This is a genomic window from Halobacillus shinanisalinarum (genome assembly GCF_022919835.1).
GTDB lineage: Bacteria > Bacillota > Bacilli > Bacillales > Halobacillaceae > Halobacillus_A > Halobacillus_A shinanisalinarum.
The window spans coordinates 705444-718948 of sequence record NZ_CP095074.1 but is presented as its reverse complement, the minus strand read 5'-3'; the positions used below and the strand labels follow the sequence as shown (position 1 = coordinate 718948).

12 protein-coding genes are annotated in these 13505 nt (G+C 41.2%); 11 read left to right on the top strand and 1 reads right to left on the bottom strand.

Annotated elements, in window-relative coordinates; all coding sequences use genetic code 11:
• The first annotated feature begins 229 nt into the window (after nt 1–229).
• The 7 genes from MUO14_RS03900 to MUO14_RS03870 all read left to right on the top strand — a co-directional run bounded on the left by MUO14_RS03900 (nt 230) and on the right by MUO14_RS03870 (nt 7804).
• On the top strand, nt 230–1474 hold the full coding sequence (locus MUO14_RS03900; RefSeq protein ID WP_244753730.1) for an NADP-dependent malic enzyme: 1245 nt from the start codon (nt 230–232) through the stop codon (nt 1472–1474).
• 223 nt (nt 1475–1697) lie between these two features.
• Nucleotides 1698–2300 carry a FadR/GntR family transcriptional regulator gene (locus MUO14_RS03895; RefSeq protein ID WP_244753729.1) on the top strand — a complete coding sequence of 201 codons (603 nt, stop codon included), beginning with the start codon at nt 1698–1700 and terminating at the stop codon, nt 2298–2300.
• 234 nt (nt 2301–2534) lie between these two features.
• Nucleotides 2535–3395 (top strand): acetyl-CoA carboxylase, carboxyltransferase subunit beta, encoded by an 861-nt coding sequence (accD, locus tag MUO14_RS03890; RefSeq protein ID WP_244753728.1) that lies wholly within the window; start codon nt 2535–2537, stop codon nt 3393–3395.
• The gene (gene accA / locus MUO14_RS03885; RefSeq protein WP_244753727.1) at nt 3392–4354 is read left to right on the top strand and encodes an acetyl-CoA carboxylase carboxyl transferase subunit alpha; all 963 of its coding nucleotides are present in this window, start codon (nt 3392–3394) and stop codon (nt 4352–4354) included. The genes accD and accA overlap by 4 nt, the downstream gene beginning before the upstream one ends.
• Nucleotides 4355–4555: 201 nt before the next feature.
• On the top strand, nt 4556–5515 hold the full coding sequence (pfkA, locus tag MUO14_RS03880) for a 6-phosphofructokinase (RefSeq protein ID WP_244753726.1): 960 nt from the start codon (nt 4556–4558) through the stop codon (nt 5513–5515).
• A 39-nt stretch (nt 5516–5554) separates the two neighbouring features.
• Entirely contained in the window at nt 5555–7315 is a 1761-nt protein-coding gene (gene pyk / locus MUO14_RS03875; protein ID WP_244755466.1) for a pyruvate kinase, read from the top strand.
• A gap of 96 nt (nt 7316–7411) precedes the next feature.
• On the top strand, nt 7412–7804 hold the full coding sequence (locus tag MUO14_RS03870) for an FxsA family protein (RefSeq protein ID WP_244753725.1): 393 nt from the start codon (nt 7412–7414) through the stop codon (nt 7802–7804).
• 128 nt (nt 7805–7932) lie between these two features.
• Here the strand turns inward: MUO14_RS03870 and ytvI are convergent, their stop codons facing one another.
• Nucleotides 7933–8955 (bottom strand): sporulation integral membrane protein YtvI, encoded by a 1023-nt coding sequence (gene ytvI, locus MUO14_RS03865; RefSeq protein ID WP_244753724.1) that lies wholly within the window; start codon nt 8953–8955, stop codon nt 7933–7935.
• A 223-nt stretch (nt 8956–9178) separates the two neighbouring features.
• Here ytvI and citZ point away from each other — a divergent pair, with 223 nt between their 5' ends.
• The 4 genes from citZ (at nt 9179) to MUO14_RS03845 (ending at nt 13280) form a co-directional block, all read left to right on the top strand.
• The gene (citZ, locus tag MUO14_RS03860; protein ID WP_244753723.1) at nt 9179–10294 is read left to right on the top strand and encodes a citrate synthase; all 1116 of its coding nucleotides are present in this window, start codon (nt 9179–9181) and stop codon (nt 10292–10294) included.
• A gap of 204 nt (nt 10295–10498) precedes the next feature.
• Nucleotides 10499–11773, top strand: coding sequence for an NADP-dependent isocitrate dehydrogenase (gene icd, locus MUO14_RS03855; protein WP_244753722.1), 1275 nt, complete (start codon nt 10499–10501; stop codon nt 11771–11773).
• A 14-nt stretch (nt 11774–11787) separates the two neighbouring features.
• Nucleotides 11788–12726 carry a malate dehydrogenase gene (gene mdh, locus MUO14_RS03850; protein WP_244753721.1) on the top strand — a complete coding sequence of 313 codons (939 nt, stop codon included), beginning with the start codon at nt 11788–11790 and terminating at the stop codon, nt 12724–12726.
• A 77-nt stretch (nt 12727–12803) separates the two neighbouring features.
• Complete coding sequence (locus MUO14_RS03845; protein WP_244753720.1) at nt 12804–13280, top strand: MaoC family dehydratase; 477 nt, start codon at nt 12804–12806, stop codon at nt 13278–13280.
• The last annotated feature ends 225 nt before the right edge of the window (nt 13281–13505 follow it).

Below are 13505 nucleotides of genomic sequence, written 5' to 3'. Positions count from 1 at the left end.
CTAAGCAAGGAAAAGCTAGCCGTTCGTTTTCCTACGAAGGACATAAGGCCGTTCATGTTGTCCCGACCTTTTTTACCAATTTTACTTCCTTAATTGTGCCTTTTAAAGGTGCTTCTGCTTTTGTTTATATTCTTTACAGCGTAAATCCATCTGTTATAATGGAGAGGTTAATAGTGGTCAGACCACCATATTCGGCTTAATTCTATCTGTTTTAAAGGAGCGTGTACTCGTGTCAAACTTACGTGATGAAGCATTGCATATTCACCGAGCTAACAAAGGTAAATTAGAAACTAACTCAAAGATCCCTATTAGGAACGCGAGGGATTTAAGTCTTGCGTATTCACCAGGGGTTGCTGAACCTTGTAAAGAAATTTATGATCATAAAGAGTCAGTATATGATTATACGATGAAAGGAAACATGGTTGCTGTTGTAAGTGATGGCTCGGCAGTACTAGGTTTAGGCAATATCGGACCAGAGGCATCCCTTCCAGTGATGGAAGGTAAAGCTGCTTTATTTAAAAGCTTTGCCGGGGTAGACGCGTTCCCTATTTGCTTAAACACAGGAGATGTAGACCAGATTGTACAAACAGTTAAACTAATGGAGCCCACTTTTGGTGGTGTAAACTTAGAAGATATTGCAGCACCTAACTGTTTTATTATTGAAGAACGGTTAAAAAAAGAAACGAATATCCCTATCTTTCATGATGACCAGCATGGAACAGCAATTGTAACTGTGGCTGGGTTGGTTAATTCGTTGAAAATTACAGGAAAATCCTTCTCTGACATTAAAGTGGTGGCTAATGGTGCGGGAGCCGCCGGCATTGCGATCATTAAGCTTCTTTATCATTTCGGAGTACGCGACATTATTATGTGTGATTCCAAAGGTGCGATTTATGAAGGCCGCCCAAATGGTATGAATGACGTAAAAGATGAAGTGGCAAAAATAACGAATAAAGATAAAGTGAGCGGCAGCTTAGAAGAAATCATGGAAGGCGCTGATGTATTTATTGGCGTTTCAGTTGGTGGATTGCTCTCAAAAGAAATGGTTTCTAAAATGAATGAAGACTCCATTATTTTTGCGATGGCAAACCCTGAGCCGGAGATTATGCCGGAGGATGCAAAAGAATCAGGTGCACGTGTAATAGGAACAGGTCGTTCTGATTTTCCAAACCAGGTGAATAATGTGTTAGCCTTTCCAGGGATTTTTCGAGGAGCACTTGACGTTCGCGCTACACGAATTAATGAAAAAATGAAGATTGCTGCAGTTGAAGCGATTGCCTCACTAGTAAGTGATGAGGAACTTAATGAGGATTATGTTATCCCTGCTCCCTTTGACCCAAGAGTAGCACCAGCAGTGGCAGCTAGTGTGGCTCGAGCTGCTATGGAATCAGGTGTTGCCAGACATCACGTTGATCCAGAAGAAGTAGCGGAAAAAACAAGACAACTTACCCTCATTGATGAAGATGGATCATGATTTCACGAGAAAAGCCTGTTAGTGTGTGTTCAAAAGTTACCGAACTTGAAGGTGTGAGGCGTTTTGTTTTGAGCAAAAGAACGTATGCTTAATGGGATACGTGAGTAGCGGAAAAACAAACTAGCCAATAGATCCCCCTTCATTTATTCAGAGACTTTTTGGACAATCTCTATAAGGCTTTTCTTCTTACATATACTTGCGTGTGAAGGAGGGTGCTTGACTCGTGTCCCGATCTTTGAATGAAAAAGTGTATGAAGGGGTTTTGGAGCAAATCAAGTTCTATATTGAGGCGAATAAGTTGACTCCGGGTGATAAACTACCTTCTGAACGAGAGTTGAGCGAACGCCTTAAGGTAGGAAGATCCTCCATTCGTGAAGCGTTACGAGCGATGGAATTGTTAGGGTTGATTGAAACCCGGCGCGGGGAAGGGACCTTTATGAGAGCATATCGCCCTTATCATATGGTAGAGTTATTATCAAAATTCTTATTAAATGAGTCGAGGACTCGAGAAGAGTTGTTAACGGCGAAGCAGATGTTGGAAAAAGAAGTACTGCTTCTATCTGTTGGACGGTTATCAAACGATCAATTGGCCTGTATGTCGGAAATATTACAGGGAGAGCATTCTTGTGATAGGCATCAGCGCCTATTTTGTTATTTGTTTGAACAATGTAATCATCCGCTCCTTTTATCGATGTGGCAGTTTATCGTAGGGTTTACACATACGGCCCACGACATCACTTATCAGGACGACTGGTATAAACAGATGGAAGCAATCGTCGGAAACGGCTCTCCTGAGCAACTATTAGCTTTATTTGACTTTGAATAATCCTTGTCGAAAACATATCGACATATTCAGCGACATTATCTTGCTGCTTTAATGTATAGTAACAATAGAAAGTGTAAAATAAGCAAGCAAGTAATAAACTTTGCGCTTTGGTGTCTAACGCAAGCAGTCTAGATACACAAGACTAGCCATCGCCTCTGCGGAGATATAGCGTGTAAATGATACCGCTCTGCTCTATCAAAGCGCTTGCGCTTTTCTTATAAAGGAGGAATCACCTTGCTTAGAGATTTTTTCAGCAAGAAGAAAAGGTATGCGTCCATTCCTAGTCAGGAAGCAAAGCAGGATGTACCTGAAGGTCTGATGCAAAAGTGTCCAAGTTGTCAAAAGATCTTTTATAGAAAAGAATTAATAAGAAACATCAATGTCTGTCCTCATTGTGATCACCATCATCAAATAAATGCTTTTGAAAGAATAGAGCATTTATTTGATGAGCAATCCTTTGAAGAATGGGACAAATATATGATTTCGAACAACCCATTGAATTTTCCAGATTATGAAGAAAAGCTAGAGAAGGATCGAAAGAAATCTGATCTGAATGAAGCTGTAGTTACTGGAAAAGCCAGTCTTAATGGTCTGAACACAGCAGTTGCTGTAATGGATTCCCGCTTTCGTATGGGAAGCATGGGTTCTGTTGTTGGTGAGAAAATCACCAATGCGATCGAACAGGCTAGGAAAGAGAAGATCCCTTTTCTTATTTTTACAGCTTCCGGCGGGGCACGTATGCAAGAAGGTGTGCTCAGCTTAATGCAAATGGGAAAAACATCAATTGCCTTACAACGTCTCCATCAACAAGGTGGGTTGTTTATTTCTGTGATGACACATCCGACAACTGGAGGGGTGTCGGCAAGTTTTGCTTCTCTAGGGGATTATAACTTTGCAGAGCCTGGGGCATTGATTGGTTTTGCTGGTCGAAGAATTATTGAACAAACGATACGGGAAAAACTACCTGATGATTTCCAAACAGCAGAATTTTTGCTCGAGCATGGTCAGTTGGATCGTGTCGTCCATCGTCATGACATGAAAGATACATTGACTACGATACTTGACCTTCATCAGACGGGAGGCGACACTGTATGAAGCATGTATTAGAATTTGAAAAGCCCGTTATCGAACTACGGGAAAAAATTGCAGAATTAAAACGGCTAACCGAAGAAAGCGAAATGGATCTGAGTGAAGAAATTGTCACGCTAGAAAATCGATTAGAAAAGCTTGAGAAAGATGTATATGATCGCATGAAACCATGGGATCGCGTACAGATGGCCAGACACCCTGAGCGGCCGACTACCCTTGATTACATTGATCATATATTTACAGGTTTTCTAGAACTCCATGGCGATCGATTGTACGGAGATGATGAAGCCATCGTCTCAGGTATCGCTAAATTAGATGATCGTCCTATAACGGTGATTGGCCACCAACGTGGAAAAGATACGAAAGAAAATATTAGACGCAACTTTGGGATGCCCCATCCAGAAGGGTATCGGAAAGCTTTACGTTTAATGAAGCAGGCTGAAAAATTTCATCGCCCGATTATTACATTTATTGATACAAAGGGTGCTTATCCTGGTCGTGCGGCAGAGGAACGTGGTCAGAGTGAAGCGATCGCCAGGAACCTATTGGAAATGTCGGGATTGACTGTTCCTATCCTTTGCGTGGTCATCGGGGAAGGGGGAAGTGGTGGAGCGTTAGGTCTTGGAATTGCTGATCGCATCTTTATGTTGGAAAACTCTACCTATTCGGTCATATCCCCTGAAGGTGCAGCCGCGTTACTATGGAAGGACTCGAATCTTGCCCAGCAAGCTGCTGAAACAATGAAGATTACTGCGCAGGATTTAAAATCCCTCCAAGTTGTCGATGAAGTGATTCCAGAAATACGCGGGGGCGCACACCGTGATATTGAGAGACAAGCTAAAGAGATAAAACAACTGTTAAGAACCTCGTTAGCAGATCTTAAGCAAAAAAAACAGGAAGATTTATTGGAAGAGCGTTTTAATAAATATAAAAAAATTGGTGATTACACATATCTTGATATATAATGGTATCGTAAAAATTGAAACGTAATAACCTGAGGGGAGTCGCACAACATCCAAGTGCGACTTTTGTCATCTTTACAGGATGGTAACGCTGTCATTCTCGTGACATACTGTATTTCCCTTAATTATCTGTGTATAAATAAGGGGAGACATTCAACTTGAATGAGGAGACAGTTTAATAATTATATTTTTGAGGTGATCAGGATGAAGAAAATTGGCGTATTGACGAGCGGAGGCGACGCCCCGGGCATGAACGCCGCTATTCGTGCAGTAGTTCGAAAGGCTATCTTCAATGGGGTTGAGGTGTATGGAATTCAACACGGATACCAAGGGCTGCTTGACGGGACGATCGAGAAAATGGAGTTAGGTTCAGTTGGAGATATCATTCAGCGTGGAGGGACGAAGCTTTATTCAGCCCGTTGTGAAGAATTTAAAACGGAAGAGGGTCAGCAAAAAGGAATTAAACAGTTGCAAAAGCACGGCATTGAAGGCCTAATTGCAATCGGTGGAGATGGGACATTTATGGGAGCTAAGAAACTTACTGAAAAAGGCTACCCTTGTATTGGTGTACCCGGAACGATCGATAATGACATTCCAGGTACCGACTTTACTATTGGATTCGACACAGCTTTAAATACAATTATCGATGCAATCGATAAGATTCGTGACACCGCTACTTCACATGAACGAACGTATGTGATTGAGGTTATGGGACGTGATGCCGGTGATCTTGCTCTTTGGGCAGGCTTAGCTGATGGTGCAGAGAGTATTCTCATACCTGAAGTCAAGGATGACTTTGGTGAAGTTATTGATCGTCTTAAGCGTGGACACGAGCGTGGTAAGAAGCATAGTATCATTATTTTGGCAGAAGGTATGGGAAGCGGGTTTGACTACGGTAAAAAAATCAAAGAGGCGACAGACTTGGAAACACGTGTTACGGTGCTAGGCCATACACAGCGCGGCGGTTCACCTTCAGCGTCTGATCGGGTGCTGGCCAGTCGATTAGGTTCCTATGCGGTGGACTTATTGATAGCTGGTAAAGCAGGACGGATGGTCGGAATTGAAAAAAATGAATTGGTGGACCATGATATTGTAGAAATACTTAATACGAAGCATTCTGTTGACCTTAACCTATATCATCTATCAAATGAGTTATCAATTTAAAACTTACGTACAGAGAAGCTTTGAGGAGGAAATAAGATGATTAGAAAAACAAAGATAGTAAGTACAATTGGACCAGCATCTGAGTCCACTGAAATGCTGACAAATCTTATTGAAGCGGGAATGAACGTCACCCGTTTAAATTTCTCACACGGTGATTTTGAAGAGCATGGTGCAAGAATTAAGAATATTCGTCAGGCTGCTGCGTCAACGGATAAAACAGTAGCAATTCTATTAGATACGAAAGGACCTGAAATTCGTACGGGCTCACTTAAAGACGGTGAGGCGTATTTAGAAAAAGGTGCTACGGTCTATGTGACTATGGAAGAGATCGAAGGCGATGCTGAACGTTTTTCTGTTACCTACCCAGGTTTAATTAACGATGTCCATCCAGGTTCAAAAATACTTCTTGATGATGGGCTTGTCGAACTTTTAGTTGAAGAGATTTTGCAAGAAAAAAGTGAAATTAAAACGACCGTGCTAAATAATGGACTGTTAAAAAACAAAAAGGGCGTTAACGTTCCGAATGTCAGCGTTAACCTCCCAGGTATTACAGAAAAGGATGCGAAGGATATTGAATTTGGAATCGAGCAGGATGTCGATTTTATTGCCGCATCTTTCGTACGTCGGGCCTCAGATGTTCTTGAAATTAGAGAACTGCTAGAAAAACATGATGCGACACATATTCAAATCATTCCAAAGATTGAAAACCAGGAAGGTGTCGATAACATCGATGAGATTCTTGAGGTTAGTGACGGAGTCATGGTTGCTCGCGGAGACCTTGGTGTAGAAATTCCTGCTGAGGATGTTCCTCTCGTGCAAAAGGAGCTGATTCGCAAATGTAATAAAGCAGGCAAGCCGGTTATTACTGCAACTCAAATGCTGGATTCCATGCAGCGTAACCCTCGTCCAACACGGGCGGAGGCCTCAGATGTTGCGAATGCGATTTTTGACGGTACAGATGCGATCATGCTTTCAGGAGAAACGGCTGCTGGTGATTATCCTGTAGAGGCAGTTCAAACCATGCATAACATTGCAGAGAAAACTGAAACAGGATTAAATTATAAAGCGATCTTAAACGAGCGCTCAAGACACAGCGATATGACCATTACTGACGCAATCAGTCAATCAGTTACACATACAGCGATTAACCTTGCAGTAAATGCAGTGGTTACACCGACGGAAAGTGGTCATACGGCACGAATGATTTCCAAGTATCGCCCTTTCGCCCCAATTGTGGCCATTACTTCAAGTGAACGCGTCAACCGCAAATTATCACTCGTATGGGGTGTATATGCTGTTATGGGACCTCACGCTTATTCTACAGATGATATGCTTGACGTAGCTGTAGATCGAGGTTTAGCATCGGGTGTTGTCTCTCGCGGTGACCGTGTTGTTATTACAGCTGGTGTTCCTGTTGGTGAGAGCGGCACAACCAATTTGATGAAGGTGCATGTAATTGGCGATGTGTTACTAAAAGGTCAGGGTATCGGACGTAAAAGTTCTTATGGACGTGTCATCATAGCCAAAGATGCAAAAGATGCCATCAATCGTGTTGAAGATGGCGATATTCTTGTCACACAAGGTACGGATCGTGATATGATGCCAGCTATTGAAAAGGCTGCTGGACTGATCACACAGGAAGGCGGACTTACATCACATGCAGCCGTTGTAGGGTTAAGCCTCGGGATTCCTGTTATTGTAGGTGTGGAAGATGCCTTAATTAAGATTAAAGATGGATCAGATATAACAATCGATAGCACACGTGGAGATATTTATGAAGGGCATGCGAGTGTTCTGTAAGAATGGTGGGTGGAGTCGTTAGAAACTCTGCCTTTTTTTTGGTATCTTTCTGAGACTGTCATATAATAAAAGAAAAGAGATGGAAAGGACGATCTTATGTTCCGCTGGTTATTTCTTTTAATTATTATTGTACCAGCATTAGAAATTGCACTTTTTATCTGGGCTGGTCAAATTATTGGACCGTGGTGGGTTATTCTATTAATAATAACAACTGGGGTAATAGGAGCTTGGTTAGCCAAGCAGCAAGGTTTAGAAACGATTCGCAAAGTTCAATCCTCGATGGGAGATGGTTATGCACCGGGAGAGACTTTATTAGATGGGGCTTGTATCTTGGTCGGAGGTACGTTATTACTTACACCAGGTTTTATTAGTGATACGGCTGGTTTCCTTTTGTTATTGCCGGTCACTAGACCACCGATCAAAGCACTCCTACGTAAAATTATAATGAAAATGATGGATCGTAACACAATTACCATTTATCGCAGGTAAGCGTAAAGACTGTCCTTTAAGTACATGGAGAACAGCCTTTTATTGACCATCTTTAATAAATTTCCAGGCTTGTATAGTAACACCAGTCGTGTGGAGTGTTTTGATAAAGGCAATAACGATTGGACTGATTATAACCGCATACATCCCCATAATTGGAAGCCTGCGAATAATCCAATTAGCAGGATAAGAGGATGAATACCAAAATGTGAAGCTAAAATTTTAGGTTCCAACAATTGCCTTGTAATAATGATGATCATATAGAGAATAGCTAATCCAATCGTCATATCAAACTGACCGTTTACAAACTGATAGATCATCCACGGTATGAAAATAATCCCTGTACCTATATAAGGTATAAAATCTACAGCCCCTGAAATTAGAGCAATTGTTAGGGCATTAGGGACCTTTAACACAACAAGCCCGACATAAATCATTACTACCGATATGCTCATCAAGATGATTTGTGCTCTAATCAGGCTGGCTACTGTTTTTCTGAAGTCTGAAAAAATAGCAGAAATATGATGTTGCAGGGATTTGTTCGTTTTTCTTGTAAGAAAGGAATGAATCTTTTCCCAGTCTTTACTTAAGAAAAAGGTAGAAAGGATTCCTACGATTAAAGTCATAGCGAATTCAGGTATTCCAGTTAATCCGCCGGTTAGGAATTGAAGTATGGTATTCATTGCTTCCATTCCGGCAGTGCTTAATTTTTCACGGATCATGTCTGCCGATTGATAAATCGACTGTTGCCAGGAAGTACCGATCATTCCAAACCAACGATCGATGTAATTCAGCGGCGGCTGGATCATTTGTATCAGCTGATCGTGAAGGGTGTTAATGATGTGAAAGTATTGCTTTGCTCCACCTGAGGTTAAGTGTTGAATATGTTTAATAACTTCTGCAACAACAATGGTAATAAGACCGACCACAAAAGTTGCAGCGGAAATAAGCAGGAGAAAGACGGAAGCAGCTCTTGGTAACTGCATTCGCTTTTCTAAAATGTGAATAAATGGTTGTAACGTCCATGATAGGATAAAGGCAAAAACGAAAGGATACAAGTAACGCCACATATTTAAAGCTAGAAAAATGCACGTAAACGAACCAGCAGTAATTAGCAAGAAGCGGATAATCTGATGTGTGTGTCGATTGTTCAAAAGCTTGTACCTCCTTTCAACAAAAAAAGAGTAAATCCAGCCCTTTATATAGCAGAGATTGCTATAAAATATCGCAAATTAAACGGTTTCAATTCACATTCTTCTCTGAATACTTTATAATTGGCCATGGGGATGAAATTCAGGTCCATTTATAGGTCGATGATCAAGTGTTTATCTTACCGATGAAGAAAGAATGGAGCATATTTTAAAAAGGAGAGATCGTATGGCATCAACAAAAGGTTTAGAGGGAATTACAGCTACAGAATCAACTATCAGTTCGATTATCGATGACAAGCTAACCTATGTTGGATATGATATCGATGACTTAGCAAATAACTCTAGTTTTGAAGAAGTGGTTTACTTACTATGGAACCAAAAGCTTCCAACTCTAGATGAGTTAAATCAGTTTAAATCCGAACTTATTTCAAATATGGACATACCAAAAGAGGTAGTGGATCACTTAAAATCGTATGATCTTTCGACTGTACATCCAATGGCAGCTTTAAGAACAGCTGTCTCTATGTTAGGACTATTTGACTCGGAATCAGATGTAATGGAAGAAGAAGCCAATAAGCGTAAAGCGTTGCGTCTTCAAGCTAAAATTCCTACAGTTGTTACTGCATTCGCCCGTATCCGTAAAGGGCAAGAGCCTGTAGGACCTAAAAAAGAACTTAGTTTTGCTGCGAACTTCTTATATATGATGAACGGGAAAAACCCTGAAGATATTGAAGTCGAAGCATTCAATAAAGCGCTGGTTCTTCATGCAGACCATGAGCTTAATGCCTCCACATTTACAGCACGTGTCTGTGTAGCTACACTGTCAGACGTTTATTCTGGAGTAACGGCTGCAATTGGTGCGCTAAAAGGCCCGCTTCATGGTGGAGCGAATGAGCGCGTCATGGAGATGCTTACAGAGATTGGATCTGTAGAGCAAGCTATTCCTGCCATTGAAAAGAGACTCGAAAATAAAGAGAAGATCATGGGTATGGGACACCGTGTATATCGTAATGGAGATCCACGTGCAAAACACTTGCGCGAGATGTCTCGTGAGCTGACAGAACTTACAGGACATTCTAAGTATTATGATATGTCTATTAAAATTGAAGATTACATTAAAGAGAACAAAGGACTTCCAGCGAACGTAGATTTCTACTCAGCTTCCGTTTATCACAGTCTTGGAATCGATCATGATGTCTTTACTCCAATCTTTGCAGTAAGCCGTGTATCAGGCTGGCTTGCCCACATTTTAGAGCAATACGGGGATAATCGTTTGATCCGTCCAAGAGCAGAATACGTAGGCCCTAAAGGTCAAACCTATAAACCAATTGAAGAGCGCTAATAAAGTCAACTTTGGCCATATGTGAGGGCGTTTGGTTAAGGAAAGGAATGAACTTCCTTACATTCATTTGAACCGAACTTATTTATTTGGGGTGTCGGTTTTGCTGAGTGTGGGCTTTTTCCTCTGCCCTTTTTATTCGTATTATTTTAACGTATGATAGTAGAGGATGCTTTATCCCAGATACTAAATTTAGGAGGACTTATTTTGACACAATCACAAAAAATTTCAGTAGAACAGAATGGTAACTTAAATGTCCCTGACAGACCGATTATTCCTTATATTGAAGGGGACGGTATTGGACCAGACATTTGGGCAGCAGCAAGCCGTGTAATCGAAGCTGCTGTTGATAAAGCCTATAATGGCGAAAAGTCAGTTGAATGGAAAGAAGTACTGGCTGGGCAAAAAGCCTATGACCAAACAGGAGAATGGCTCCCTGCAGCTACACTTGATACGATTCGCGACTATAAAATTGCGATTAAAGGACCATTAACTACACCAATTGGCGGTGGAATCCGTTCATTAAACGTTGCGCTAAGACAGGAACTGGACTTATTTACTTGCTTGCGTCCTGTTCGCTACTTTGAAGGTGTACCGTCACCTGTTAAACGTCCTGAAGACACAGATATGGCTATCTTCCGTGAGAATACAGAGGATATCTATGCAGGTATTGAATGGCAAGAAGGTACCCCTGAAGTGAAGAAAGTGATTGACTTTTTGCAAAACGAAATGGGTGTACATAATATTCGTTTTCCTGAAACATCAGGTATTGGTATTAAGCCGGTTTCAGAAGAAGGTACAAAACGTCTTGTACGTGCCGCGATTGATTATGCATTTAATGAAGGGCGTAGAAATGTAACCCTCGTTCATAAAGGCAACATCATGAAATTCACAGAAGGATCATTTAAAAATTGGGGCTATGAAGTAGCTGAAGAAGAATACGGTGATAAAGTATTTACATGGGCTGAGTATGACCGCATTGTAGAAAAAGAAGGTAAAGATGCGGCTAATGCAGCACAGGATAAAGCAGAAGCAGAGGGTAAACTGATCGTTAAAGATGCGATTGCAGATATCTTTTTACAGCAAATTTTAACTCGTCCTAAAGAATTTGATGTCGTTGCGACGATGAACTTAAATGGGGATTATATTTCCGATGCCCTCGCTGCACAAGTTGGTGGAATCGGTATTGCGCCGGGAGCTAACATTAACTTTGAAACGGGACATGCTATTTTCGAAGCAACACACGGAACAGCTCCTAAGTATGCCGGGATGGATAAAGTAAACCCATCTTCTGTCATTCTTTCAGGTGTCCTCATGCTTGACCACCTAGGTTGGAGGGAAGCCGGAGAACTCATTTCTAAAGCTATGGACAAAACAATCGGAAGTAAAGTTGTGACTTATGACTTTGCCCGAATGATGGACGGGGCAACAGAAGTGAAATGCTCTGAGTTCGGTGATGCTTTAATCAAAAACATGGACTAAGGAAGGGGCTTATTATGGCGATTCGTAGAAAAAAAATTTCAGTAATTGGCGGTGGCTTCACAGGAGCTACTACTGCACTGATGGCTGCTCAAAAAGAATTAGGCGATGTCGTACTAGTTGATATTCCTGACATGGAGGATCCTACTAAAGGTAAAGCGCTTGATATGCTTGAAGCAAGTCCTGTTCAAGGATTTGATGCTAACATTAAGGGCACGTCTAATTATGAGGATACAAAGGATTCTGATCTAGTTATCATCACAGCAGGAATTGCACGTAAGCCTGGGATGAGCCGTGATGATCTTGTCAACACAAACTCAAAAATTATGAAAAGTGTAACGAAAGAGATTGTGAAGTATTCACCGGATTGCTATATTATCGTGTTAACAAATCCTGTTGACGCGATGACGTATTCAGTGTTCCAAGAAGCGGGTCTTCCTAAAAACCGTGTGATCGGTCAGTCAGGTGTATTAGATACATCACGTTTCCGTACCTTTGTTGCAGAAGAGTTGAATGTATCCATTAAAGACGTCACTGGATTTGTATTAGGTGGGCACGGAGATGACATGGTGCCACTCGTACGTTACTCTTTTGCTGGCGGTATTCCACTAGAGAAACTAATCTCTAAAGATCGTCTTGATCAAATTGTCGAACGTACACGAAAAGGCGGTGGAGAAATCGTAGGATTACTTGGGAATGGAAGTGCTTACTATGCACCAGCAGCTTCCTTAATACAAATGGCTGAAGCTATTCTTAAGGATCAAAGAAGAATTCTACCTGCCATTGCCTACCTTGAAGGTGAGTATGGTTACGATGGAGTCTACCTTGGTGTACCAACGATCCTTGGAGGAAACGGAATTGAAGAGATTATTGAACTTGAATTGACAGAAGATGAGAAAAAGCAATTGGATCAATCTGCTGACTCTGTTAAAAATGTTCTCAATGTATTAAACTAAAAGAAGAAGGGTTCGGGGGAGACCTCGAATCCTTTTTTACAGGAATATAAGAAAACGCTTTCAAAAGAGGTGAAGGTATGCTTGGTAAAAAAAGAAAACTAGGCAGAAAAATTCATGATCTAAAGGTCGGTGATACGTTCACAGCTTCCTCAACCATTGAAGATCGTGAACTCTTGATGTATCTCGGATTAACAGATGATGCAAATCCGTTATATATTCAACATGATTATGCATCAGAAACACCATTTAAACGCCCAATCGTTCCAACAGTGATGGTATTTGGAATGATTTCTTCAATGGTGTCGATGCATTTACCTGGTCCAGGAAGTCATATTACTAAACAAGATTTATCCTATCCAAAACCGGTGTACCATTACAGTGAAGTCCGTCTAAGGCTTGAAATTCAGTCGATTAACAAGGAAGAACATGATGTAAGAATAGGAGTGGCCGGGTACGATGAAGAAGGAGATGAGGTTGTTAAAGGTACGATAGCTGTACAGCCTCCTTATGCATCGAAGTCTATGAATGCAAGCTCGTTAGAAAACTTTTATTAAACAGAATCATCTAAGACCAGCCTTGAGTTGGTCTTTTTCTTATGCACGCATGGAAAATATCTGCCAACTCGAGAAATACATTCATAATTTCCTTCATTATCTCGTCCTTAAGATTGCAGGTTGGCCGACTACCTCTAATTTGTCTACCGCTGCTCATGCTTGTTGTTGTAAATGTAAATTTTAAGTAAAAGTTGTAAAGATGCATGTTCAAGATGTAAACTTCAT

What these genes read in the sequence shown, in the direction of transcription:
- MUO14_RS03870 (WP_244753725.1), top strand. Translation starts at nt 7,412, where the DNA reads ATGTTCCGCTGGTTATTTCTTTTAATTATTATTGTACCAGCATTAGAA.
- accA (WP_244753727.1), top strand. Translation starts at nt 3,392, where the DNA reads ATGAAGCATGTATTAGAATTTGAAAAGCCCGTTATCGAACTACGGGAA.
- mdh (WP_244753721.1), top strand. Translation starts at nt 11,788, where the DNA reads ATGGCGATTCGTAGAAAAAAAATTTCAGTAATTGGCGGTGGCTTCACA.
- pfkA (WP_244753726.1), top strand. Translation starts at nt 4,556, where the DNA reads ATGAAGAAAATTGGCGTATTGACGAGCGGAGGCGACGCCCCGGGCATG.
- MUO14_RS03845 (WP_244753720.1), top strand. Translation starts at nt 12,804, where the DNA reads ATGCTTGGTAAAAAAAGAAAACTAGGCAGAAAAATTCATGATCTAAAG.
- citZ (WP_244753723.1), top strand. Translation starts at nt 9,179, where the DNA reads ATGGCATCAACAAAAGGTTTAGAGGGAATTACAGCTACAGAATCAACT.